Source organism: Streptomyces sp. NPDC008125 (assembly GCF_042957125.1).
Classification (GTDB): Bacteria; Actinomycetota; Actinomycetes; order Streptomycetales; family Streptomycetaceae; genus Streptomyces.
In genome coordinates this window covers 1-23,294 of the sequence record NZ_JBIBHR010000038.1, presented here as the reverse complement: position 1 = coordinate 23,294, position 23,294 = coordinate 1, and the positions used below count along the sequence as shown (strand labels likewise).

The 23,294-nt window shown below is 70.8% G+C and carries 21 protein-coding genes and 1 riboswitch; of the genes, 7 read left to right on the top strand and 14 right to left on the bottom strand.

Translation table 11 applies throughout. The features are described from left to right. Nucleotides 1-249: 249 nt before the first annotated feature. On the bottom strand, nucleotides 250-867 hold the full coding sequence (locus ACFZAX_RS34505; protein ID WP_390966792.1) for a TetR family transcriptional regulator: 618 nt from the start codon (nucleotides 865-867) through the stop codon (nucleotides 250-252). An 84-nt stretch (nucleotides 868-951) separates the two neighbouring features. On the opposite strand from ACFZAX_RS34505, the gene ACFZAX_RS34500 reads away from it, so the two are divergent. The 3 genes from ACFZAX_RS34500 to ACFZAX_RS34490 all read left to right on the top strand — a co-directional run bounded on the left by ACFZAX_RS34500 (nucleotide 952) and on the right by ACFZAX_RS34490 (nucleotide 2,782). After that, nucleotides 952-1,377: a nuclear transport factor 2 family protein gene (locus ACFZAX_RS34500; protein WP_390966791.1), complete on the top strand. Its 426-nt coding sequence runs from the start codon at nucleotides 952-954 to the stop codon at nucleotides 1,375-1,377. Nucleotides 1,378-1,494: 117 nt separating this feature from the next. After that, entirely contained in the window at nucleotides 1,495-1,914 is a 420-nt protein-coding gene (locus ACFZAX_RS34495) for a hypothetical protein (protein WP_390966790.1), read from the top strand. A gap of 46 nt (nucleotides 1,915-1,960) precedes the next feature. Beyond that, nucleotides 1,961-2,782 carry a PhzF family phenazine biosynthesis isomerase gene (locus ACFZAX_RS34490; RefSeq protein ID WP_390966789.1) on the top strand — a complete coding sequence of 274 codons (822 nt, stop codon included), beginning with the start codon at nucleotides 1,961-1,963 and terminating at the stop codon, nucleotides 2,780-2,782. A 175-nt stretch (nucleotides 2,783-2,957) separates the two neighbouring features. Here the strand turns inward: ACFZAX_RS34490 and ACFZAX_RS34485 are convergent, their stop codons facing one another. Then, nucleotides 2,958-3,737 carry a type II CAAX prenyl endopeptidase Rce1 family protein gene (locus tag ACFZAX_RS34485; protein ID WP_390966787.1) on the bottom strand — a complete coding sequence of 260 codons (780 nt, stop codon included), beginning with the start codon at nucleotides 3,735-3,737 and terminating at the stop codon, nucleotides 2,958-2,960. A 182-nt stretch (nucleotides 3,738-3,919) separates the two neighbouring features. On the opposite strand from ACFZAX_RS34485, the gene ACFZAX_RS34480 reads away from it, so the two are divergent. Further along, nucleotides 3,920-5,713 carry a VWA domain-containing protein gene (locus ACFZAX_RS34480; RefSeq protein ID WP_390966786.1) on the top strand — a complete coding sequence of 598 codons (1,794 nt, stop codon included), beginning with the start codon at nucleotides 3,920-3,922 and terminating at the stop codon, nucleotides 5,711-5,713. Nucleotides 5,714-5,913: 200 nt separating this feature from the next. Here the strand turns inward: ACFZAX_RS34480 and ACFZAX_RS34475 are convergent, their stop codons facing one another. Next, on the bottom strand, nucleotides 5,914-7,419 hold the full coding sequence (locus ACFZAX_RS34475) for a glutamate--cysteine ligase (protein ID WP_390966785.1): 1,506 nt from the start codon (nucleotides 7,417-7,419) through the stop codon (nucleotides 5,914-5,916). A 497-nt stretch (nucleotides 7,420-7,916) separates the two neighbouring features. Between ACFZAX_RS34475 and ACFZAX_RS34470 the strand changes: the two genes are divergently transcribed. Both ACFZAX_RS34470 and ACFZAX_RS34465 read left to right on the top strand, forming a co-directional pair. Beyond that, nucleotides 7,917-8,507 carry a hypothetical protein gene (locus tag ACFZAX_RS34470; RefSeq protein ID WP_390966783.1) on the top strand — a complete coding sequence of 197 codons (591 nt, stop codon included), beginning with the start codon at nucleotides 7,917-7,919 and terminating at the stop codon, nucleotides 8,505-8,507. Nucleotides 8,508-8,836: 329 nt separating this feature from the next. Then, the gene (locus ACFZAX_RS34465) at nucleotides 8,837-9,043 is read left to right on the top strand and encodes a DUF5999 family protein (protein ID WP_390966781.1); all 207 of its coding nucleotides are present in this window, start codon (nucleotides 8,837-8,839) and stop codon (nucleotides 9,041-9,043) included. A 131-nt stretch (nucleotides 9,044-9,174) separates the two neighbouring features. On the opposite strand, the gene gcvP is transcribed toward ACFZAX_RS34465, so the two are convergent. Continuing rightward, complete coding sequence (gene gcvP / locus ACFZAX_RS34460) at nucleotides 9,175-12,060, bottom strand: aminomethyl-transferring glycine dehydrogenase (RefSeq protein ID WP_390966780.1); 2,886 nt, start codon at nucleotides 12,058-12,060, stop codon at nucleotides 9,175-9,177. A gap of 191 nt (nucleotides 12,061-12,251) precedes the next feature. Next, nucleotides 12,252-12,348: riboswitch (glycine riboswitch) on the bottom strand. Between the two features lie 307 nt (nucleotides 12,349-12,655). Between gcvP and ACFZAX_RS34455 the strand changes: the two genes are divergently transcribed. Further along, nucleotides 12,656-13,027 carry a PRC-barrel domain-containing protein gene (locus tag ACFZAX_RS34455; protein WP_390966778.1) on the top strand — a complete coding sequence of 124 codons (372 nt, stop codon included), beginning with the start codon at nucleotides 12,656-12,658 and terminating at the stop codon, nucleotides 13,025-13,027. Here the strand turns inward: ACFZAX_RS34455 and ACFZAX_RS34450 are convergent. From ACFZAX_RS34450 to ACFZAX_RS34405, 10 genes are all read right to left on the bottom strand, one after another. Further along, nucleotides 12,949-14,511, bottom strand: a complete 1,563-nt coding sequence (locus ACFZAX_RS34450; protein WP_390966776.1) for a DNA polymerase IV — start codon at nucleotides 14,509-14,511, stop codon at nucleotides 12,949-12,951. The two genes, ACFZAX_RS34455 and ACFZAX_RS34450, sit on opposite strands and share 79 nt — an antisense overlap. Nucleotides 14,512-14,620: 109 nt before the next feature. After that, nucleotides 14,621-15,238: a MerR family transcriptional regulator gene (locus ACFZAX_RS34445; RefSeq protein ID WP_390966774.1), complete on the bottom strand. Its 618-nt coding sequence runs from the start codon at nucleotides 15,236-15,238 to the stop codon at nucleotides 14,621-14,623. Nucleotides 15,239-15,407: 169 nt separating this feature from the next. Continuing rightward, nucleotides 15,408-15,881, bottom strand: a complete 474-nt coding sequence (locus ACFZAX_RS34440; RefSeq protein WP_327174595.1) for a bifunctional nuclease family protein — start codon at nucleotides 15,879-15,881, stop codon at nucleotides 15,408-15,410. A gap of 53 nt (nucleotides 15,882-15,934) precedes the next feature. Then, nucleotides 15,935-16,681, bottom strand: coding sequence for a MerR family transcriptional regulator (locus ACFZAX_RS34435; protein ID WP_390966771.1), 747 nt, complete (start codon nucleotides 16,679-16,681; stop codon nucleotides 15,935-15,937). A gap of 44 nt (nucleotides 16,682-16,725) precedes the next feature. Continuing rightward, the gene (locus ACFZAX_RS34430) at nucleotides 16,726-17,490 is read right to left on the bottom strand and encodes an FHA domain-containing protein (RefSeq protein WP_390966769.1); all 765 of its coding nucleotides are present in this window, start codon (nucleotides 17,488-17,490) and stop codon (nucleotides 16,726-16,728) included. A gap of 202 nt (nucleotides 17,491-17,692) precedes the next feature. Beyond that, nucleotides 17,693-18,496: a DUF881 domain-containing protein gene (locus tag ACFZAX_RS34425; protein ID WP_390966767.1), complete on the bottom strand. Its 804-nt coding sequence runs from the start codon at nucleotides 18,494-18,496 to the stop codon at nucleotides 17,693-17,695. Between the two features lie 5 nt (nucleotides 18,497-18,501). Next, nucleotides 18,502-18,834, bottom strand: coding sequence for a small basic family protein (locus ACFZAX_RS34420; RefSeq protein WP_031069011.1), 333 nt, complete (start codon nucleotides 18,832-18,834; stop codon nucleotides 18,502-18,504). Then, the gene (locus ACFZAX_RS34415) at nucleotides 18,831-19,751 is read right to left on the bottom strand and encodes a DUF881 domain-containing protein (protein WP_390966765.1); all 921 of its coding nucleotides are present in this window, start codon (nucleotides 19,749-19,751) and stop codon (nucleotides 18,831-18,833) included. Before ACFZAX_RS34415 ends, ACFZAX_RS34420 begins: the two co-directional genes overlap by 4 nt. A gap of 111 nt (nucleotides 19,752-19,862) precedes the next feature. Beyond that, on the bottom strand, nucleotides 19,863-22,358 hold the full coding sequence (locus ACFZAX_RS34410; protein ID WP_390966763.1) for a sugar phosphate nucleotidyltransferase: 2,496 nt from the start codon (nucleotides 22,356-22,358) through the stop codon (nucleotides 19,863-19,865). A 110-nt stretch (nucleotides 22,359-22,468) separates the two neighbouring features. After that, nucleotides 22,469-23,077, bottom strand: a complete 609-nt coding sequence (locus tag ACFZAX_RS34405) for a CDP-alcohol phosphatidyltransferase family protein (protein ID WP_390966761.1) — start codon at nucleotides 23,075-23,077, stop codon at nucleotides 22,469-22,471. Nucleotides 23,078-23,294 lie beyond the last annotated feature (217 nt).

Here is a 23,294-nt window from a genome sequence, read left to right as displayed (position 1 = left end):
GAGCAGACGTCCGTTCGCCCGCACCGGGCCCTGCCGTTGCGCGACAACGTCGATCGGGCCCGGCGCCACTGCGTCGAGCACATCGCGGAGCCGGGAGAATCCATCAGGTCCGGCGAGATCGAGGCAGCCTGCCGCGAGCACCGGATCAACCTGGCACGCACCGGACCGAGGCTGCTCCAGCACCGACACCACAGGCGCCCTTGCACCGCAGGCACCCTTGCGGACCGGACGTCCTGACACCCCTGTCGGTCACCCTTCTGCGGCCGGACCGCCGTCGCTCCGCCAGTCCGTCGCCGCGGCGCGCTCCGGTACTCCGGCCAATGCCTGGAAGGCCGGGCGGAGCAACGCGGCGACCTGCTCCGCAGAGGCTTCACGCAGCGGGGCCAGGCCGAGGAGCTGGTGGCCGACGGTCACGCCGAGCAACGCGGTGACCAGCAGCGCCGCACGCAGTTCGGCATCCTCGGCGGGCAGAGCGGCACCGACACTGTCGATCTGCCTGCCGAGAGCGACCCGGACGTGCTCGGCGGCCGCCTGGTCGGTGAGCATGGACCGCATCATCGCCAGCGCGCCCTCGGGAAGGCCGCCGAGCTTGAGACAGAGCGAGGCCAGCAACTGGTCGACGAGCTCGCCGGTGTCGGAGGGGGCCGCCGGCGGGACGGGCAACGCCTGCACGGCTTGGCCGAACAGCCCGCGCTTTGAACCGAAGTACTGCATGACCAGGGCGGGATCGACGCCTGCCGCGGCCGCCACGGCGCGAATGGTCGTGCGCTCGAATCCCTTCTGGGCGAACAACTCCCGGGCGCTGACGAGGATGCGCACCTCGGTCGCTCGGCGTCGGTCGGCACGGGAAGTGGAAGGAGTGGACACCGCTTCACTCTACAACCGTTGACCGAATTGCCGACCGGCCCTACGGTGAGTGGGTCAACAAGCGTTGAGCGAAAGGAGCGGCCCGTGTCGCCCCTCGGGACGTCCGCTGTTCGCACCCCTCACGAGGTGCTGGCCCGTTACTACCGAGCCATGCTCGACAAGTCCCCGGACGATCTCGCCGATCTCTATGCCGTCGACGCGGTGCACGAGTTCCCGTTCACCTCCCCCGGCTTCCCCCCGCGCTTCGAGGGGCGTGCGGCCGTGCGCGCCGGATACCGGGCAGCCTGGGGCGCGGGCGAAGCCCGGGTGCGGGAGGTCAGGCGGATCGCGGTCCACGAGACGGCCGATCCGGACGTGCTCATCGCCGAGCACGTGGTGGTGGGAACAGTGGCGGCCGGGGCCACTCCCTTCACCGTCCCAGGCCTCCTGGTGCTCCGCGTCCGCGACGGACTGATCACGCGCGTCCGCGACTACATGGACGGTTGGGGGGTCGCCGCCGCCCGGCCCTGAAGGGGGCCGGAAACCGTACGGCAGAAGTCGGCCCGGGGCCGAATGCGGCGGGCTCCGCACGGTCAGAGTGCGGTCCGCGTCTCGGCAGGGCGGGCGGCGCCGCGTATTCTCCGACCCGTGCCACGCACATCGGGACGCCCCCGCCGCCTGGTCGCCGACGGGCGAACATACTTCTGGCAGCATCGCCACAGTCACCGCAAGGACGAGCACGGCCGACCGGTCGACTGCCGCCAGGTCCTGACTCTGTCCCCGCAGCCGTCCGGCACCGGCGGACCGCTGCGCATCGTCTTCGCGAGTGGGCCAGACCGGTACGTCCCGGGCGGAGCCCCCCTGGGCTCCGGGGACGTGGGGCGGATCCGGGGAAGCTCGCTGAACCTGCACGAGCCGGGCGCGGCCCGCGCGCTGCTCGACGCGGCGACGGCTCACGGATGGCGGCCGGAGGACCCGGGGCCGGTGGAGATCGACGGCTGGCTCCTGCTGGACGCCGCGGCTGCCGCGCAGGCCGAGCGCGCCAAGGAGCCGGAACGCGCGGGGTGAGCGGGCCGGGAGAACTCCGGAGGACCGTCCTCGTTACGGTCGCCCCATGAGAATCCGTATCGTCGACGCGTTCACCGACCAGCCCTTCGCCGGCAATCCCGCCGGTGTCGTCCTGCTGGACTCCGGCACATTCCCCGAAGCTGCCACGCTCCAGCGGATCGCCACGGAGGTCAACCTCTCGGAGACGGCCTTCGCCCATCCCCTGCCACCGGGCGGGGACGCCGACTGGGCGCTGCGCTGGTTCACCCCGACGACGGAGGTCGACATGTGCGGGCACGCCACGCTCGCCACCGCGCATGTGCTGCATTCGACGGGCACGGCCACGGGCACCGTACGGTTCGCCACCCGGTCCGGGGTTCTCACCACCGTTGCCCGTCCCGGCTCCGCGTACACGATGGACTTCCCCACTTCCTCCCTCACGCCCGAGCCGGAGCCGGAAGGTCTGGCCCGGGCGCTGGGCGCCGAGCCCCTCGTGGTCCTGGCCACTGCCGAGCACATCGGTGATCTGCTGGTCGAACTCGACGACGAGGCGACCGTACGCGGCCTGACGCCCGACCTCGCGGCCCTCGTGCGGTGTTCGCGGCGTGGAGTGATCGTCACCGCCGCTGCTGAGGACCCCACGCTGGGGTACGACTTCGTCTCCCGGGGCTTCTTCCCCCGGGTCGGCATCGACGAGGACCCGGTGACGGGCAGCGCGCACACCGCGCTCGCCCCGTTCTGGTCGGCCCGGTTGGGCCGTGACGCGCTGACCGGCCTCCAGGGATCCGCCCGTACCGGGCTGGTCCGCACCGAACTGCGCGGGGACCGCACGCTGCTCACCGGCCATGCGGTGACCGTCATCGACGGGGAACTCCTCGCCGCGCTCTGAGCGGGCGGCGTGAGCCCTGCCCGGTGGCACGCCTTCCCGGACACGGAGGGGCTCCCGGCGGCATCACCCACAGGAGCCCTGCCGTCGGAGCCTCCACCGCTCCCGTCCGCATCGCCCGCATCCGCCCGTTGCGCCCGTTGCGCCCGCGACCAACGCCCCGAGGCAGCGCGGCACCTCACGGCGTGGGCAGCCAGTCCACCTTCCCCGCGAGCAGCGCGTAGCCGACGAAGGCCCCGATGTCGAGGAGCGCGTGCGCGGCCACCAGCGGGCCGACCCGGCCCCAGCGCCGGTAGAGCAGGACGAAGACGACGCCCATCACCATGTTGCCGAGGAACCCGCCGATCCCCTGGTAGAGGTGGTAGGAGCCGCGCAGCACCGAACTGCCCAGCAACGCGGCCCGGGGCGTCCACCCCAGCTGGTCGAGCCTGCGCAGCAGGTAGCCGACGACGACGACCTCCTCCAGCACGGCGTTCTGCAGCGCGGAGAGGATCAGTACGGGGAACTTCCACCAGACCTCGGGGAGCGACTCGGGCACCACCGTGAGGTTGAAGCCGGTGGCCCGTGCCACGAGGTAGAAGGCGAGCCCGGCGCTGCCGATGCAGGCCGCCACCGCGACGCCGCGCCGCAGGTCGGGGCCGGGCCGGGTGCGGTCGAAGCCGATGGTCCGCAGGCTCGCGCCCTCCCGGATCAGCAGGTGCGCCACCAGCGCGACGGGCACCAGGGCCGTTGCGATCCCAAACGTTTGCCATGCCAAATCAAGCCATGGACGTCCTGGCGCGTACGAGCCGTTGAGCGTGGCCGCCTGATCCTTCAAACCCCCCGGTTTCGTCAGTGACCCGACAAAACTGATGAGCGCGGAGACCCCGCTCGCGCCCAGCGACAGCGCAAGGACCAGCACTGTCTCGGACCGCAAAGTCCTTCGGGAAAGCGACTCCTGGGGACAAGAATCAGCCACACGCCCCACCTCCACCGGTACACCGCCTTTAGTTCTGCAATCGCGTCCCACGCCACCCGCCGCACCGCTAGGGTCTCGAAAGCAAGTACGAAGATCATGCGCGACAGGCCGGGGGACGAGCGCCATCACCGATGGTGTGGTCCCCCCTTTCCTTGTTCATTCTCAAGGAGGGCACCACCGACATGGGACGTCACAGCTTGCCCGACCGCTCCGCGGCGGACAGACCCGGGGCGCCGTCGCCGCCGCCCCGCCGCCGCGCGGTCGCCGTCGCCGGCGCACTCGTCGTCACGGTCGCGGCCGGAACGGCGGTGGTCGCGCGCGGCGGCCTGCTCTCGTTCTCCGAGCCGTGCGGGAGCGACGCGGTGCGGCTCACCGTGGCCGCGTCGCCCGACATCGCCCCGGCCGTACGCGCCGTCGCCGACCGGGCGCGCAAGGACGAGGTGCGTACGGACGGGCGCTGCATGGACGTCCGGGTGGTGGCCGCCGACTCGTACAAGGTCGCGAACACCGTGGCGGTCGGCGGCAAGGCCCCGTACCAGGTCTGGCTGCCCGATTCGGACCTCTGGCTGGACCGCGCGAAGGGGGCCGGGGGCGGCATCCCGCTCACGCCCGGCGATTCGGTGGCCACCTCCCCCGTGGGGTTCGCGGTCGTGCCGTCCGCGGCGAAGGCGCTGGGCTGGCCGGACAAGCGGCTCGGCTGGGCCGAACTGGTCGCCGCCGCCCTGGGGTCGGGTGGTGCCGTACGGCTCGGGGCGGCCGATCCGGCCCGCAGCGCCACCGGCCTGCTGGCGCTCGCGGCCATCGGGGCGGCCTCGGCGGAGCAGGGCGGCGACAGCGACACCCGGGCCGCGCAGACCGCGGAGCTCCTCTCGGAACGGATGTCGCAGAGCGATCCGCAGGCGGCCGGGACCTTGGCGCACGACGATGTGGCGGCCGAGCGGGACGACGTGAAGCGGAACCAGGCGCTGATCCTGTCGGAGCAGGCCGCCTTCGCGCACAACGCGAAGGCCGGCGCGGGCGGGAAGGTCGACCTCTTCTACCCGAAGGACGGGGCTCCGCAGCTGAACTACCCGTACACCCTGGTGGACGAGACGGCGATGAGCGTGGAGCAGAGCCGGACCGCGCTGCGCCTGATGACGCTGCTCCGCGAGAGCAGTGCGGGCGGGCCCGGCGCCGTCCTGCCCGCACACGGCTTCCGGTCCCCGGACGGCGACGCGGAGGCGCGGACCGTCCGGGCGGCGGGCGGGGAGGACCCGCAGCCGTACGCCGGGGCTCCCGCGACCGCGCCCACGGCCGCCGAGCTCCAGGAGGTGCTCGGCATGTGGACCATCACGGTGCAGAGCGCCCGGCTCTCCACGGTGGTCGACGCGTCGGGCTCGATGGCGACCCCGGTCCCGGGCAGCGGCGAGTCGCGCATGGAGGTGACGAAGGAGTCGCTGCTGCGGGCGCTGAGCCAGTTCACGGACGACGACGAGATCGGCCTGTGGGAGTTCGCCACCACGCTCGACGGCGAGAAGGACTACCGAGAGCTGACCCCGACGCGCCGGCTCGGCGACCGGACCGCGAGCGGCATCAGCCATCGGAAGGAACTCGCTTCGGCCTTCGACGAGTTGGAGCCCGTTCCGAACGGTGCCACCGGGCTCTACGACACCACGCTCGCCGCGTACCGGGCTGCGACGGCGAGCTACGTGCCGGGCAAGTTCAACGCCCTGGTGATCCTGACGGACGGCTCCGACCAGGACGACCACGGCATCTCGCGCACCGGCCTGGTCCAGCAGCTCAGGACACTCACGGACCCGGAGCACCCGGTGCCGATCCTCGCCATCGCGGTGGGGCCGGACGCGGACCGCGAGGAGGTCGCGGAGATCGCGAAGGTGACGGGCGGGGGCGGTTACGAGGTGAGCGACCCCGCGGAGATCCAGTCGGTCATTCTGCAGGCCATCATGACGGCCAGTCAGGCCCGCATCCCCGAGTAGACCGGCTCCGGCTGCCCGCCCGGCCACGGTACGGGGCGTCCGCCCCGGCCCGCACGGCCGGCGGGCGGGCCGGAACCGGCGCCGGCCGGTCACGCGTCGTCAGGCCGGATCGAAGGACACCCTCCGGTGCCCTGAGGGGCCGGCCCGGACCCCGCCCGGGCACGGGGCGGTGGACCTCCCGGAGCGGTGCGCGCCCGCCCTCACGGCTTGGGGAAGCCGACCGGCCAGGTGTGCACCGGTTCGCCGCTGCGCGCCAGCTCGCCGTACCTGCGGGTGGTGGCGGCGAGAGCTGCTTCCCGGCCCAGCCCGGCCTCCTGCGCCCGGTGGTAGGTGTCGACCTGCCAGGAGGCGCCGTTGGTCCGCCGACGGCACCGCTCCTCGATGATGCCGAGGTATCGGTCGCGGTCGGCGGGCTCGATGTTCCACGCGTCGAGCCCGGCGGCCGCGAGGGGCAGCAGTTCGTCCCGTACGAGCTTGACGGCGGGGACCTTCGCGACCCCACCGGACCGGCCGGGGCGCGGCCACAGCAGTTCGGCCTCGATGCCGTACCGGCAGGCGTTGTCGAAGTTCTCCTCGGCGGCCTCGAAGGAGAGCTTGCTCCACACCGGACGGGGTTCGTCGGCGAGCGCGCGCACCAGGCCGTAGTAGAAGGCGGCGTTGGCGAGGACGTCGGCGACGGTCGGACCGGCGGGCAGCACCCGGTTCTCCACCCGCAGGTGGGGCGCCCCGTCCGCGACTCCGTAGACGGGCCGGTTCCACCGGTAGATCGTCCCGTTGTGCAGGACGAGTTCGGCCAGTGTCGGTACGCCTCCTTCGTCGAGGACCCGCAGCGGGTCCTCGTCGGAGAGGATCGGCAGCAGCGGTGGGAAGAAGCGGACGTTCTCCTCGAACAGTTCGTGCGCCGAACCGATCCAGCGCTCCCCGAACCAGGTCCGCGGGCGCACTCCCTGGTTCCGCAGCTCGGGCGGCCGTACGTCAGTGGCCTGCTGGAACAGCGGCGGCCGTGATTCGCGCATCAGTTCCTTGCCGAACAGGAACGGCGCGTTCGCGCCGAGCGCGATCTGCACTCCGGCGACCGCCTGTGCCGCGTTCCACACGTCGGGGAAGCGGGCAGGAGTCACCTGGAGGTGCAACTGCACGGAGGTGCAAGCCGATTCGGGGGCGATCGACGGAGACGCGCACACGAGGTGCTCGACGCCCTCGATGTCGATCGCGAAATCCTCGCCCCGCGCGGCGACCATCTCGTCGTTGAGAAGGGTGTAGCGATCCACGTCCGAGAGGTTGCCGAAGACCAGGTCGTCCGGTCCCAGGGTGGGGAGAATTCCGATCATGACAATGCCGGCGTCGACCTCGGCGGCCTTCCTGTGGGCATAGGCAAGGCCCGTACGCAGCTCCTCCGCGAGCTGATCGAAAACCCGGCCGCTCAGCCGGTGCGGAACGATATTCACCTCAAGGTTGAACATCCCCAGTTCCGTCTGGAAATCCCTGCTGGCGATCCGCTGGAGCACCTCGGCATTCATCATGCGGGGCGTGCCGTCCGAGGCGGCGAGATTCAGCTCGATCTCCAGCCCCATGAAATTTCGGGGACGGTCGAACCTCCGCTCCTCCAGCAGCCTCTCCAGCCCTTCCAGACACCGGGCCAGCTTGCGCCGGTACGCCGGGCGGTCGGACAGGTCAAAGGCGTTCGCCACGACCTTCTCCCCCATCGAAGAGTCCCTCCATCAGTGGCGGCCCGCGGCCAGGCCCGCTCGCATCTCGATCGATAATGCCCCGCAGAAGTGATCCATAACGCCTGCGGAAGCGTCCGGCACCGGATAGGCTGGGGCCGCTCGGTCATCAGGCACATTCCGGAGGCATGCAGCGGGCGGCCCATTCCGACCCGTGTTCCCTGCACAGGGGTGGCGGAAACACCGATCTTTTTGAGCCGACCGCGAAATGTGAAAGCTCGCAGGCGAAGGGCGGGGCACCCGCCGCGAATCACCAGAAACTCCGCATTTCAAAGGCGCAAAAGCCCCTTGCGCGTCATATGACCGACAGCTAGTGGAAACACCGGGCGAACACTCGTCATATAAACTCCGCTGACGAGGCCGATTGTCGATGCGTCCAGCCGTCGAGCGGCCTCCTTCTGACGTCCCGCACGCCGACAGCGCCGTCTGCACCCACCCACGCATCACCGTGTCTCCGAAGCGAGAGGCGACCCACCATGCCGCTGCATGTTCCCCCGGCCCCCGCGCCCGCACTGCGCAGCGTTCTCACGGCACTCGGTTCTCCCACCGCGGTCCGCGAAGCCCGCACCCCCGCCCTGCGCTCCGTCCAGGGACCGCTGAGCCCCGAACTCCCCCTGCCCGTACACGTTCTCGACCGGTCGTCCGCCGCCGCACCCGCGCCGGCGACCCGGCTCACCGGCTGGCGGTTCCTCATCCGCGCGGAGTCGGGGATCGTCGCCGCCGCCGACACCGTTCTCACCGCGGACGGCTGGGCCTTCTCGCACTTCTTCGAGGGCCCTTATCTCGCTTCGACCGAACGCGCCCTGCGCCAGGCCGAGTCGACGGCAACGCTGCACCAGCCGAGACTGCTCTCCGTACCCGAGCTCTACATGCTCACGCTCTGGCTGCACGGTGACACCGGGGCCGATCCGGCCTCCGGCGCGGTCGCGCCCAACGACATCCTCGTTCCGCTCGCGCCCGCGCCGACCGGGATCGCCGCCCACCGGCCCTACCGGGCCGCCGATCTGCTCCCGGTGCTCTCCCTGCGCATGGCGCCCCGCCCGGCCCCCCTCGTCGGCTCGGCCTGACCCGCCGCCTCCTCAGTACTGTCCGAGAGCCCGTCCCCGTCCCGAACGGGGGCGGGCCTTCGCACGTACGCCCGCTCGGCGCACACCCCGGCGAGGTGCGCCCATGGCCCACCGGGACTACCCCGGCCCCCCCGAAGAGGCGGGGGCCGCGCGGTGAGCCGTCCGCGCGGGTGACACCTCGGCGGAGCGTGAAACGAGCTGAGTCGAAATCCCTGCGGAACGCGGCGCGTGGCGCAACACTGAGACCGACCGGCCTGTACGGAAAGGTCGTTCGGCACTCACCCGCACATTTCCCGCATCCACCACTCGACACAGCGAAAGAACCCTCCATGTGCCAGCATCAACCCCCCTGCCCCACCGCCGAATCAGCCGCCCGGGAGGCCGCCCGGCTCGTGGCGCACCACCCCGAGCAGGGCTGGAGTCTGCTCTGCAACGGTGTCCTGCTCTTCGAGGACACCGGCGAACTGCTCCCGGACGGAAAGATCATCGCCCCGCACCGCCCACTGGCCACCGGCAGCGTGGTGAAGGCCGCCTGAGAAGGCCGCCCGAGAGCCGCCCGAGGACCCGCGGGCCCCGGCGGTACGGACAGGGGCCGGCCCGGAGGGATCTCCGAACCGGCCCCGACGCATGTCCGCGCGCGCTCGCGTGCCCGTGACGCTTTCCCGCGTCAGTGGTCGTACTCGTCCAGCGGCGGGCAGGAGCAGACCAGGTTGCGGTCGCCGAAGGCGCCGTCGATCCGGCGCACCGGCGGCCAGTACTTGTCGGCGGCCGAGACACCGGCCGGGAAGACCGCGACCTCACGGCTGTAGGAGTGGTTCCACTCCCCGCCCAGCGCGTTCGCGGTGTGCGGGGAGTTGGCGAGCGGGTTGTCGTCCGCGCCCCACTCCCCCGAGGCCACCTTCTCGATCTCGCCGCGGATCGCGATCATCGCGTCGCAGAACCGGTCGATCTCGGCGAGGTCCTCGCTCTCGGTCGGCTCGATCATCAGGGTGCCGGCGACCGGGAACGACATGGTCGGCGAGTGGAAGCCGTAGTCGATCAGGCGCTTGGCGACGTCGTCGATGCTGACGCCCGTCTCCTTCGAGATCGACCGCAGGTCGACGATGCACTCGTGCGCGACCAGGCCGGCCGGGCCGGTGTACAGGATCGGGAAGTGCGGCTCCAGCCGCTTGGCGATGTAGTTCGCCGCGAGCACGGCCACCTGCGTGGCGCGCTTGAGGCCTTCGCCGCCCATCAGGCGGACGTACGCCCAGGAGATCGGCAGGATGCCGGCCGAGCCCCAGGGAGCGGCCGAGATCGGGCCGACGCCCGTCTCCGGACCGGCGGCGGGCTGGAGCGGGTGGTTGGGCAGGTACGGCGCGAGGTGCGCGCGCACACCCACCGGGCCGACGCCGGGGCCGCCGCCGCCGTGCGGGATGCAGAAGGTCTTGTGCAGGTTCAGGTGCGAGACGTCGCCGCCGAACTTGCCGGGTCGCGCGAGGCCGACCAGCGCGTTGAGGTTGGCTCCGTCGACATAGACCTGACCGCCCGCGTCGTGCACCTCGCCGCAGATGGCGGCGACGTGCTCCTCGAAGACACCGTGCGTGGACGGGTACGTGATCATGAGCACGGCGAGCTCGTCGCGGTGCTTCTCGATCTTGGCGCGCAGGTCCTCTATGTCGACCTCGCCGTCGTCCGCGGTCTTCACCACGACGACCTTCATCCCGGCCATCACGGCGCTCGCCGCGTTGGTGCCGTGCGCCGAGGACGGGATCAGGCAGACAGTGCGCTGGTCGTCGCCGTTGGCACGGTGGTAGGCACGGACGGCCAGCAGGCCGGCGAACTCGCCCTGCGAACCGGCGTTGGGCTGGATCGACACCGCGTCGTAGCCGGTGACCTCGGCGAGGCGCTCCTCCAGCTCACGGATGAGGGTGAGGAAGCCCTCCGCCTGCTCGGCGGGGGCGAAGGGGTGCAGCGCACCGAACTCGGGCCAGGTGATCGGCTCCATCTCGGTGGTCGCGTTCAGCTTCATGGTGCAGGAGCCGAGCGGGATCATGCCGCGGTCGAGCGCGTAGTCGCGGTCGGCGAGCCGCCGCAGGTAGCGCAGCATCGCCGTCTCCGAGCGGTGCTGGTGGAAGACCGGGTGGGTGAGGAAGTCGTCGGTGCGCACCAGCTGCTCGGGGAGCGCGTCGGCGGCGGTGGCGTCCAGCGCCTCGACGTCGCCCTGCGCGCCGAAGGCGGCCCAGACGGATTCGAGGTGGGCGCGGGTGGTCGTCTCGTCGCAGGCCACGGAGACCAGGTCCGCGTCGACCAGCCGCAGGTTGACCCCGCGCTCCCGGGCGTCGGCGACGACCTCGGCGGCCTTGCCGGGCACCCGCACGGTCAGCGTGTCGAAGAAGGAGCCGTGCAGGACCTCGGCGCCCCCGGCCCGCAGCCCGTCGGCGAGGATCGCCGCGTAGCGGTGGGTGCGCCGGGCGATCGTCCGCAGCCCGTCGGGGCCGTGGTAGACGGCGTACATGCCGGCCATCACGGCGAGCAGGACCTGCGCGGTGCAGATGTTGCTGGTGGCCTTCTCGCGGCGGATGTGCTGCTCGCGGGTCTGAAGGGCCAGGCGGTACGCCTTGTCGCCGTCCGCGTCCACCGAGACACCGACCAGGCGGCCGGGGAGCGAGCGGGCGAACTTCTCGCGTACGGCCATGAAGCCGGCGTGCGGTCCACCGAAGCCCATCGGCACACCGAAGCGCTGGGTGGTGCCGACCGCGATGTCCGCGCCGAGGTCGCCGGGGGAGGTGAGCAGGGTGAGGGCCAGCAGGTCGGCGGCGACGGTGACGACCGCGCCGAGCTCGTGGGCACGCTCGATCACGGGACCGATGTTCCGTACGGCGCCGGAGGCACCCGGGTACTGGAGCAGCACGCCGAAGACGCCGCGCTCGGCGATGTCCGCCGGGATGCCGCCGTCGAGGTCGGCGACGACGACCTCGACACCGGTCGGCTCGGCGCGGGTCTCGATGACCGCGATCGTCTGCGGCAGGGTGTCGGCGTCGACGAGGAAGACCCCGCCCTTGACCTTGCCGACGCGCCGCGCCAGCGCCATGGCCTCGGCCGCGGCGGTGCCCTCGTCGAGCAGCGAGGCGCCGGAGGTGGGCAGGCCGGTGAGCTCGGCGACCATGGTCTGGAAGTTGAGCAGGGCCTCCAGACGGCCCTGCGAGATCTCCGGCTGGTAGGGCGTGTACGCCGTGTACCAGGCGGGGTTCTCCAGCACGTTGCGGAGGATGACCGGAGGCGTGAAGGTGCCGTAGTAGCCGAGCCCGATCATCGGGGCGACCACCTGGTTGCGGTCGGCGAGCGTACGCAGCTCCGCCAGAACCTCGGCCTCGGTGCGCGCCGACGGGAGGTTCAGCGCCTCGGTGCTCTTGATCACGTCGGGCACCGCGGCGGCGGTGAGTTCGTCGAGCGAGCCGTATCCGACCTGCGCGAGCATCTTCGCCCGGGCCTCGCCGTCCGGCCCGATGTGGCGCTGTTCGAAGGGGATGCCCTGCTCCAGCTGGGAGAGCGGGGTGCGGCGGGGGGTCATGGTGGAGGCCTCCTGGTCTGGCACGACCTGCGAGGGGCACCGCGGCGCGGCTGCCCGTACGGCCTCCCCCTCTGTCATCTCGACCTGAGAGCTTCACCGGCGCGCCCTGGGGCGTACCGGCTTTCACCGTCGGTGAGGGTGGGCCGCACCGGGCATGCGCCGGGTCGGACCGCCCTGCTTTCCAGAGTGACCTCGTCCATGCGGTACGGGGGCCTGAGAGATTCCGGGGAGGATTTGCTCCTTCGGCGCCTCCGGAATCTCCACCGGAGGCTCTCCCGCACGGGGTCAGCAGCCATGTGCCAGCCTACCAGCGGGGATCTTCGCCGATTCTTCGAGTGGCCGATATCCGGAATCTGCACTTCTGTAGTGGCTGTGGAGTAGTTGCTCGGCCGTGTCTTCGAAGGGGCGTCGTTCGGCCGGAGGCCGGGCCGGGCGGCGTCCGGTGCGTGCGATCACGAGGCGGAGCATCGTCCTCGTACGGGGCGCACGAGGACGATGCCGGCAACGCGGCGGGCGAGCGTGCCGCGCGTCGCCCGGCAGACGGCACTTCGAAGAGACGGCCTGGCCCCAGCCGTCGCGACCAGCGGGAGGCACCGTGCAGACCGACATCGATCCGCGCAGCCTGATCGGCCGCAAGGCATTCGACCGCGCAGGCATCAAGATCGGCACGGTGGACGAGGTCTACCTCGACGACGCCACCGGCGTCCCCGAGTGGGCCGCCGTACGCACCGGCCTGTTCAGCAGGGACGCCTTCGTCCCCCTGGAGCCGAGCGCATTCGTCGAGGACACCCTGCGTGTCCCGTTCGACCGCGCGCTGATCCGGGACGCGCCGGACTTCGGCGTCGGGCGGCATCTCTCGCCCGAGCAGGAGCTTCAGCTGTACCGGCATTACGGACTCGACTCCTCCTCCGTGACCGGTCCGGGCCCGGACCGGGACTTCGGCAGGCTGGCCGGCCAGGACGAGTAGTCCACCGGCTCCGCCACCAGCGGCAGCGGATCGGCCGGGACCAGGTCCGGGTCGCCCACCCGGAACGTGCGCACCCGGCCGGGCGGGTCGCCCGGCCGCTCGAACCGCACAGTGACCCGGCCGACGCCGCTGCCCTGCACCCAGCCGTGACCGTACGTCCCGTGCCGCACGTCGTGGCCCGGGGACCACCGTCGCGCGGCGAGCCCGGCGGCCTCGTCCCCGAGCGCGTCGGCGGCCTCGTGCTCCTGCCGGCCGGGAGGCACCCCGGGGAGCCCGGGCGGCGGGCCGGACGCCTCGCTGGGCGCTTCCGCGTCAACGCCCGCCCCGGAAGCCGGAGCCGCCGGTTCACCGGCCGCCCGCCCGGCCTCCGCCGCCCGCCCGGCCTCCGCCGCCCGCTCGGCCTGCGCCGCCTGCGCCGCCTGCGCGAAGAGGTCCTCCTGCGTGTAGTCCGCCAGGCCCGTGACGCCCACGCCCAGCAGCCGCACGCCTCCGGTGGTGTCCACCCCCTCCAGGAGGCGCGCGGCGGCCTCACGCACCACTGAGGGGTCGTCCGTGGGGCCGCGCAGCGTCTCGGAGCGGGTCAGGGTGGAGAAGTCGTAGCGGCGCACCTTGAGCACGACGGTGCGCCCCGAGCGCCCGGCCTTCCGCAGCCGCTCGACGCACCGGCCGGCCAGCCGCTCGACCTCCGTCCGCACCCGGGTGCGGTCGTGGAGGTCCACCTCGAAGGTGTCCTCGACCGAGACGGACTTGGCGTCGCGTTCGGCGACCACGGGCCGGTCGTCCAGGCCGAGCGCCATCCGGTACAGCGAGATTCCGTGGGCCCTGCCCACCAGCCGTACGAGCTCGTCCTCGCCCGCCTCGGCCAGGTCGTGGACCGTGGTCATCCCGGCGCGCCGCAGATGGTCCCCGGTGGCCGGACCGACCCCGGGCAGGGTGCGTACGGGCATGGGCGCCAGGAGCTCCCGCTCGGTGCCCGGCTCGATGAGCATCAGCCCGTCCGGCTTGGCCTCCTCGGAGGCGATCTTCGCGAGCATCTTGGACCCGGCCAGCCCCACCGACCCGCTGAGTCCGGTGACCGTGCGGATGGCCTCCCGCAGCCGCTCCCCGGTGGCGCGGGCCGAGGAGGAGTCGTCGGCGGTTCCTCCGGCTTCCAGATCCACGAAGGCCTCGTCGAGGCTGAGCGGCTCGACCAGCGGGGAGAGGCGTCCCAGAAGCTCCATCACCTGGTCGCTGACCGCGCGGTACAGGGAGAAGCGCGGCACCAGGTAGGCGGCGTTCGGGGCGAGCCGGCGCGCCTGGGCGGTCGGCATGGCCGAGTGCACGCCGAAGCGCCGGGCCTCGTACGAAGCGGTGGCGACCACCCCGCGCGGGCCGACGCCGCCCACCACGACCGGCTTGCCGCGCAGGCTGGGCTTGGCGGCCTGCTCGGCGGAGGCGAAGAAGGCATCCATGTCGAGGTGGAGGATGGTGGGCGCGGATCTCACACCGCCGATGGTGCCCTACGCCACTGACAACGGCACCGCCCGGCACCCGTTCGCCGGGGGCCGGGCGTTCTGGCAGGTGTCCGTCACCGGCGTCGTCCGCCGACGGCGTTCAGACGGCGCGGTTGCGGCGCCGGGCCAGTTCGTCGGTGGGGTTGTGGCCGATCAGGGTCTCCCCCGTGTCCACACGCTCCCCGTGCAGCTGTGAGAGGGCCGCGTCCACGTCCCGCCACACCACCCCCACGGCGATACCGAAGACGCCCTGGCCGCCCTGGAGCAGGTTGACGACCTCGTCGGGCGAGCAGCACTCGTAGACGGTGGCTCCGTCGCTCATCAGCGTCATGCGTTCGAGGTCCTGGAATCCCCGGGCCCGCAGGTGCTGCACCGTGGTGCGGATGTTCTGCAGGGCGACGCCCGTGTCCAGGAAGCGCTTCACGATCTTGAGGAGCACCACGTCGCGGAAACTGTAGAGCCGCTGGGTGCCCGAGCCGTAGGCCGGCCGGACGCTCGGTTCGACGAGTCCCGTACGTGCCCAGTAGTCGAGTTGCCGGTAGGTGATCCCGGCCGCCGCGCATGCCGTCGGCCCGCGGTAGCCGATGCCGTTCGCCCCTGGGACCCCTTCCGACACCGGGACCACCGGGTGAACCGGTTGCCTGATGGTGTGGTCGGCCCCGCTCCCGTGCTGCGGATACGGCCCGCCCGCCGCCGCACCGTCGCCGCTGCTTCTCACGCCGACCTCCGTCCTTGACCTGCCCCCTCGAAGGTAGGCAGTCACCGGGGGTGCGTCAACGATCGCCACACTCGGCACGCCGAGTGATAATCACCCTGAGGGTGGTTTCCCGGGGCGTCGGACCGGGAAAGGCTTCCCGAATGTGCGCCCGCCGCCCGGTCCGGACGGGTCATTGACTGTTGGTACCGAAGTCCTCGGGCGAGATCTGGTCGAGGAACTCGCGGAACTTCTCGACCTCGTCCTCCTGCTCGTCCGGGATGGCGATCCCCGCGTCGTCGAGCACACCGTCGCTGCCGTAGATCGGCGTTCCGGTGCGCAGCGCCAGCGCTATGGCGTCGGAGGGCCGGGCGCTCACCTCCACACCGCTGGCGAACACCAGCTCCGCGAAGAAGATCCCGTCCCGGATGTCCGTGATCCTGACCTCGGTGAGCTCCTGGCCGACCGCGTCGAGGACATCCTTGAAAAGGTCATGGGTCAGCGGCCTGGCAGGGGCCATCCCCTGCTGGGCGAAGGCGATGGCCGTGGCCTCGCCGGGACCGATCCAGATGGGGAGGTACCGGTCGCCTCCCACTTCACGCAGGAGAACGATCGGTTGATTGGAGGGCATTTCCACCCGGACACCGACAACGTCGAGCTCGTTCACACAGCAACCCTAGGACGTGCTCGCCATGTTTGGGTAGTCGGGCTCCGCCGAGGTCAGTGCGAACGCATGCGCAGGGCGGTCTGCACGAGCGCCGCGTGCAGCCGTACGGACAGCTCGGCGAGCTCCTGCGCGGTGGCCTCCGCGCGTGCTCTGGTCTGCGGATTCCGGTGCCGGCGCAGGGGTGCCACCACTTGCTCGACCAACCCCGCCTCCCGCTCCGCGGCGGCCCGCACGGCGCGCAGATGCCGCGGTTCGAGACCGAACCTGCCGAGGTCGGAAACGAGCTTCGCGACGTTCACCGCTTCTGCGTCGTACCCGCCCTCGGGCTCGGACACGATGAGGCCGTAGGACTCCCATTCGGTGAGCTGCTCCTCGTCCGCGCCGGTGACGGCGAGGAGCTCGGCACGGCCGATACGGGCCGCGGTGGGCGCCCCGGCCGTCGCAGCCTCCCAGCAGCTGTCCGCGAGGTCCTTCTGGCCCCCCGGGGAGGGCAGGGCGGCCTGCTCCCCCCGGGCGAGGGCGTCCAGGTACTCCCGGATGACCTTCAGGGGGAGGTAGTGGTCCCGCTGCATGCGCAGCACCTGCGCGAGCTTCTCCACGTCCTCGGAACTGAACTTCCGGTATCCGGAAGGCGTCCGCTGGGGCTCGACGAGCCCCTCCGCCTCCAGGAAACGGATCTTCGAGATCGTGACTTCCGGAAACTCCTCACGGAGCTGGGAGAGTACCGCGCCGATGCTCATCGCACGCCGGTCCGCGGCGGCGGTGCCGTTTCCGGCACCGCCCTGGGATGTTCGCAGCATGGGCCTTCCCGGGGTTTCCCCGGACGAGGTGGTCCGGGGCAGGGTCACACGCTCCGCTGGCTCGCGTAGAAGACCAGCCGGTACTTACCGATCTGGACCTCGTCACCATTGGTCAGCGCGACGGAATCGATGCGCTCACGGTTGACGTAGGTGCCGTTCAGGCTGCCGACGTCTCCCACGGTGAAGCTACCGTCCGCGGCCCGGCGGAACTCCACATGACGCCGCGACACGGTCACGTCGTCCAGGAAGATGTCGCTCTGCGGGTGACGGCCGGCCGTGGTCAGGTCGCCGTCCAGCAGGAAGCGGCTGCCCGAGTTGGGACCGCGGCGGACCACCAGGAGCGCGCTTCCAGCGGGCAGCGCGTCCACGGCCGCCTGCGCCTCGGGTGAGAGCGACGGCAGCTTGGTCTGGCCGGTGACCTCGGCGTCGTACGCCTCCAGTCCGGAGATCGAGATCGTCGACGTGGTCTCGGAGGCGCGCTCGGGGATTCCGCCCTTCAGCGGCGCGCCGCAGTTGGAGCAGAACCGGCTCGTCGCCGGATTCCGGTGGCCGCACCTCGCGCAGAGCGCCACGCCGGAGCCCGCCGGGGCGGGATGGAAACCGGTGCTCGGCCCGGAGTCACCGGAACCTATGCCGGAGGCACCCGCCTGCGCTCCGGAGCCGCCACCCTGGGCGGACAACTCGTCGCGGAAGAGGGGACGGTCGCCGCCCTGCTCCTCGTCCTGGCCGTGCCGCGGCGCGCGATGGCGGGCAGCACTGTTGCTGTCCTCGCGTGCGCTCTTTCCGAACAACTTCGCAAAAAACTTCACGGGCGATTCCCCTTGACCGACATAGACCCGCCCGTGGGGCAGGACGAACCCTGACTGAACACACCTGCCGACCCGGACATTCTCACAACGTCCGTATCCACCCGACAGTTTCCACCACGCACCATGGATACGGTGCGGCGACCCCCCGTAACCCCGCACACCTGCTTGGAGTTGCCGAGGGCCTTACCCCGTCGGTGGACCACTACGACGACGACCGAGCGTAGTCAGGCTGCTTTGCAGGTCGCAAGGCGTCCACCGCAATGTCGTCGGCCCGTTCCACCACCGCCGTCGCCTGCTCCTTCTCCAGGGTCTGGACCACCCCGCCCGGAATGTTGAGCGCCGGCTCCAGATCCTCGGGCCTGCCGATCACCTCGAAGGCGTACGGCGCCCCGACCGCACGGCCGTCGACCTTCACCGACCCGGCATCCCCGGAGAAGTACGTACTGGCGACCACGCGCACCCCGTTGACCTCGATGGCCTCGGCGCCCGCAGCACGGAGCTCCTGGACCGCGTCCAGCAGCATGTCCGGGGAGACCGACTTGGTCGGGTCGTCGACGGTGAGCGTGATTCCCGGCCCGTGGGCCGCGACGGTACCCGCGAGGATACCCAGTTGCCGCTCCTTCTCCAGCGTCTGCTTGCGTGCCTCCTCCGCCTGGTCGGAACTGTTCTCGAGCTCCGTCCGCTGGGCGTCGAGACGCTGCTTCTCGTCCTCGAGCCGCTGGGTCCGGTCGTCGACCTCGTCGAGGATGCGGACCAGGTCCTCCTGGCGGGCGCCGCGCAGCGCGCTGTCGTCGTTGTTGGACCGCACCTGGATCGCCAGGCCCAGTCCCAGCCCGAACAGCAGCAGCGCCACGATGAGTTGGGCACGGGTGACCCGGGGCGGCCAGAGCCCGGCACGCAGGCGCTGACGTCCGTTCAGGCCGTTCTTCTCCGGGGGACGTGCGGCAGCCGGCTCCGGAGCCGGGCCGTCGGTCGCTTCTTCTCGGGGCATCTCTTCGTCGTTCATCGGCGTCAGGCCCGGAAGACGTGCCGGCGGATGGCAGCGGCGTTGGAGAAGATCCGGATACCGAGCACGACGACCACACCGGTCGACAACTGCGCGCCCACGCCGAGCTTGTCACCGAGGAACACGATGAGCGCGGCCACCACGACGTTGGACAGGAACGACACGACGAAGACCTTGTCGACGAAGATCCCGTCCAGCATGGCGCGCAGTCCGCCGAAGACCGCGTCGAGCGCGGCCACCACGGCGATCGGGAGGTAGGGCTCGACCACCGCCGGCACCTCGGGCCGGACGAACAGTCCGACCACGACTCCCACGACGAGGCCCAGTACGGCGATCACGATGTGCCCTTCCCTGTTTCTGCCGCACCACTGCCGGTGTCTGCGGCCTTCGGTTCTGCTGTGCGTACGGTCAGGCTCGGCGCGGCCGGGAGCCGTACCGTCTTCTGGTCGGACAGGCTGGTCCGGATGTCGAAGCCGTCGTGCAGGGCCTGGAGGTACTGGCCGTCCGCACTGGACCGGAACGTCGCGGCCAGCTTCTTCCCGTTCCCCACCGCGAGCACCGTGTAGGGCGGCACGAGGGGCCTGTTGTCGACCAGTATGGCGTCTCCCGCGGCACGGATCGCCGAAAGTGCGGTCAGCCGCTGTCCGTTGATGGCGACGGCCTCCGCGCCGGACTCCCAGAGGCCGTTGACGACCCGCTGCATGTCCCGGTCGCGCACCCGGCCGGTGTCCGCGAATCCGCTGGTGCCACGCGGTCCGTCGTCGCCCTGGTCGGTCTCGTCGGCGTCGTCCACGACGAGTTTCACCCCGGGGCCCTCGACGGGAGTGGCCCCCGAGAGCAGGGCGACCAGCTCGCCCTGGTCCCCGCCGTGCTGGAGAAGGGCGGCGCGCTGCCGCTCCCCGACATCCGTGCGGAGCTTCTCCACCTCGGATTCGAGGGAGTCGGCCGCGTGGGTCTCGCCGTCGATGCGGTCGATGAGCTCCTGGCGCTCCTTGGCCACCACCGGGGCGGACACCCTGGCCTGTGCGGCACCGAGGGTGACCACGAGCGCGATGAGCACGAGTCCGGCGGCGAGTCCCAGCTTGGCCCGCAGTGTGCGGGGCAGTCCCGTGGTCGCGCCGGCCTCGCGGCGCGCCGCAGCCTCGGCGTACCCCTCGTCCAGGCTGTGGTCCATCACCTGGGTCAGCAACGACATGGAGGCGTCGGGACGGGCGGGCGGAGCGGAACTACTCCGTTCGGGGGGCGGCTGCGGCATGCCGCACATCGTCGCACGTCACCCCGGTTACCGCCGAATGGACCTGACCACACGGGTCCGGGGAGCCGCCGGCGTACGACGTGCTCCCCGGAGACGGGTGTGCCGGGGGGGTCAGTCCCCCGCGCTGTCGACGACCGCGGCCCACTCGTCCAGGAGCGACTGGGCGGAGGCGTCGTCGGGGCCCTCGGCCCACAGGTGGGTGACGGCCTCGGCCGGGTCGGGCAGGACCATGACCCAACGGCCGTCCGCCTCGACGACGCGGACCCCGTCGGTGGTGTCCACGTCCCGGTCGCCGGCGGCTTCGACGACCCGGCGCATCACGAGGCCCTTGACCGCCCACGGGGTGGCCAGGTCGCGGCGGAGCACGTGGGCGCGCGGGATGCGGTCGTCGATCTGGCTCAGGGTGAGTTGCGTGCGCGCGATCAGCCCGATGAGCCGGACGAAGGCGGCCGATCCGTCGAAGACGCTGCTGAACTCGGGGACGATGAATCCGCCACGCCCGTCACCGCCGAAGATCGTGCTCTCCTCGCGGCCGACCCGCGTCAGGTCGTCCGGCGAGGTCGTCGTCCACTCCACCTGTGTGCCGTGGTACGCGGCCACCTGTTCGGCGACCCGTGTGGTGGTCACCGGCAGCGCCACCCGCCCGCTCCGTCGCTCGGCGGCCACCAGGTCGAGCATGACCAGCAGCGCCCGGTCGTCCTCGATGATCCTCCCTCGCTCGTCGACGAGGGAGAGCCGCTCACCGACCGGGTCGAACCGTACGCCGAAGGCGGCGCGCGCCGACGAGACGATCTCGCCGAGCCGGACCAGCCCGGCGCGCCGGGCCTCGGCGGACTCGGTGGGCCGCGACTCGTCGAGACCCGGGTTGATGGTGAGCGAGTCCACGCCGAGTCGTCCGAGGAGGCTGGGCAGGACGAGCCCCGCACTGCCGTTGGAGGCGTCCACGACGACCTTCAGACCCGATTCGGCGATACCGGTCGTATCGACGTTGCGGAGCAGGGAGCCCGTGTACGAGTCGAAGACGCTCGACGGGAAGTGCAGGTCCCCGATCTCGCCGGGAAAGGCCCTGCGGTACTCCTGGCGGGCGTAGACCCTGTCCAGCTTCCGCTGCTGGGCCTGCGAGAGGTCGGCACCCCGCTCGTCGAAGAACATGATGTCGACGGAGTCGGGGACGCCGGGGGACGTCCGGATCATGATGCCGCCGGCGCTTCCGCGGGCCGTCTGCTGACGGGCCACGGGCAGCGGGACGTTCTCCAGGTCGCGGACGTCGATCGCGCTCGCCTGGAGCGCGGAGATGACCGCACGTTTCAGCGCTCGCGCACCACGGGAGTGGTCGCGCGCGGTGGTGACGGTCGACCCCTTCTTCAGGGTGGTCGCGTAGGCGCCGGCGAGCCGGACCGCGAGTTCCGGGGTGATTTCGACGTTCAGGATCCCGGAGACACCTCGGGCGCCGAAAAGGTGCGCCTGTCCGCGCGACTCCCAGATCACCGAGGTGTTGACGAAGGCGCCGGCCTCGATGGTCTTGAAGGGGTAGACCCGCACATTCCCCTGGATGATCGATTCTTCTCCGACGAGGCATTCGTCGCCGATGACGGCGCCGTCCTCGATGCGCGCGGCACGCATGACGTCGGTGTTCTTGCCGATGACACAGCCCCGCAGATTGCTGTGGGAGCCGATGAACACATTGTCGTGGACCACGGCCCGGTGCAGGAAGGCACCGGACTTGACCACCACGTTCGACCCGATGACCGTGTGCTCCCGGATCTCGACGTCCGCCTCGACCTTGGCGTAGTCACCAATGTAGAGCGGGCCGCGGAGGGTCGCGTCGGGGTGGACCTCCGCGCCTTCCGCCACCCAGACTCCGGGAGCGATCTCGAAGCCGTCGAGTTCGACGTCGACCTTGCGCTCCAGCACGTCGGCCTGGGCCTTCACATAGCTTTCGTGCGTGCCCACGTCCTCCCAGTAGCCCTCGGCGACATAGCCGTAGATCGGCTTGCCCTCCTTCATGAGCTGCGGGAAGACGTCGCCGGACCAGTCGACGGAGGTGTCGGCCTGGACGTAGTCGAAGACCTCGGGCTCCATCACGTAGATACCCGTGTTGACGGTGTCCGAGAAAACCTGGCCCCAGGTGGGCTTCTCCAGGAACCGCTCGACCTGACCCTGCTCGTCCACGATCGTGATCCCGAATTCCAGAGGATTGGGGACCCGGGTCAGGCAGACCGTGACCAGTCCGCCCTTCTCCTTGTGGAAGGCGATGAGGTCGGTGAGGTCGAAGTCGGTCAGCGCGTCGCCGGAAATGACGAGGAAGGTGTCGTCCTTCAACGCCTCCTCGGCGTTCTTCACGCTTCCCGCGGTGCCGAGCGGCTTCTCCTCATTGGCATAGGTGAGCTCCATTCCGAGCTCTTCCCCGTCCCCGAAGTAGTTCTTGACGAGAGAGGCCAGGAACTGGACGGTCACCACGGTCTCATTGAGTCCGTGCCGCTTCAGCAGTCGGAGCACATGCTCCATGATCGGCCGGTTGGCCACGGGAAGGAGCGGCTTGGGCATGCTTGAGGTCATAGGGCGAAGGCGTGTGCCTTCGCCGCCAGCCATCACGACGGCCTTCATGTCGGAAACGTCCTCCTAGAGACGACGGTTAAGCCGACTTTGCCCGTCGGGCGGCGTCGCGAGACATCTGCCGCGGTCCGGCCACACTGCACGGCACCGCTTCAACGAGCTCAATCGGCTGTTGCGTCCGCCTTCACGAGTCGGCGGACCTGAACCACGTAGAGGAGTCCTGCCCACCAATACAGAGTTGTACCCCACCCGGCGAACGCCCATCCGAAAACTGCGGCCAACGTTTCAAGCCAACCACTTCCGTCGCTGAGCAGCAACAAGGGGAAGGCGTACATCAAGTTGAACGTTGCAGCTTTGCCGAGGAAGTTCACCTGCGGCGGCGGATAACCGTGCCGGCGAAGGATGCCGACCATCACCAGGAGCATCAACTCCCGGGCGACGAGCGCGGCCGTGAGCCAGATCGGCAGGATCTCACGCCAGGTGAGCCCGACGAGGGTGGAAAGGATATAGAGCCGGTCCGCTGCCGGGTCCAGCAACCGCCCCAGGTTGCTGATCTGGTTCCACCGGCGGGCGAGCTTGCCGTCGAGGTAGTCGCTGATACCGCTCAGCGCGAGTACCAGCAGCGCCCAGCCGTCGCTCTGCGGGCCGCCGAAGACCGGGCGAAGGATCAGCCACAGGAAAAGCGGAACCCCGACAAGGCGAGCCATGCTGAGGATGTTGGGGATGGTGAGGACCCGGTCCGTCTGAACCCGAGTCTCCTGGACCTCCACCCGGGGGCCTCCTGTGCGAAGAAATGTGCCAATGATGCCCCCTGACCCTACCGTCAGCCACCGCGCACAGCTGCAGCAGGGGTCGGGAAACCACCCTGAAACGCAGAAAACCCCCGTGCCCAAAGGCACGGGGGTCTCCCGGAAAAATTGTTCGGCGGCGTCCTACTCTCCCACAGGGTCCCCCCTGCAGTACCATCGGCGCTGAAAGGCTTAGCTT

What these genes read in the sequence shown, in the direction of transcription:
- ACFZAX_RS34490 (WP_390966789.1), top strand. Translation starts at nt 1,961, where the DNA reads ATGAGAATCCGTATCGTCGACGCGTTCACCGACCAGCCCTTCGCCGGC.
- ACFZAX_RS34480 (WP_390966786.1), top strand. Translation starts at nt 3,920, where the DNA reads ATGGGACGTCACAGCTTGCCCGACCGCTCCGCGGCGGACAGACCCGGG.
- ACFZAX_RS34475 (WP_390966785.1), bottom strand. Translation starts at nt 7,419, where the DNA reads ATGGGGGAGAAGGTCGTGGCGAACGCCTTTGACCTGTCCGACCGCCCG.
- ACFZAX_RS34470 (WP_390966783.1), top strand. Translation starts at nt 7,917, where the DNA reads ATGCCGCTGCATGTTCCCCCGGCCCCCGCGCCCGCACTGCGCAGCGTT.
- ACFZAX_RS34465 (WP_390966781.1), top strand. Translation starts at nt 8,837, where the DNA reads ATGTGCCAGCATCAACCCCCCTGCCCCACCGCCGAATCAGCCGCCCGG.
- gcvP (WP_390966780.1), bottom strand. Translation starts at nt 12,060, where the DNA reads ATGACCCCCCGCCGCACCCCGCTCTCCCAGCTGGAGCAGGGCATCCCC.
- ACFZAX_RS34435 (WP_390966771.1), bottom strand. Translation starts at nt 16,681, where the DNA reads ATGCTGCGAACATCCCAGGGCGGTGCCGGAAACGGCACCGCCGCCGCG.
- ACFZAX_RS34425 (WP_390966767.1), bottom strand. Translation starts at nt 18,496, where the DNA reads ATGAACGACGAAGAGATGCCCCGAGAAGAAGCGACCGACGGCCCGGCT.
- ACFZAX_RS34415 (WP_390966765.1), bottom strand. Translation starts at nt 19,751, where the DNA reads ATGCCGCAGCCGCCCCCCGAACGGAGTAGTTCCGCTCCGCCCGCCCGT.
- ACFZAX_RS34410 (WP_390966763.1), bottom strand. Translation starts at nt 22,358, where the DNA reads ATGAAGGCCGTCGTGATGGCTGGCGGCGAAGGCACACGCCTTCGCCCT.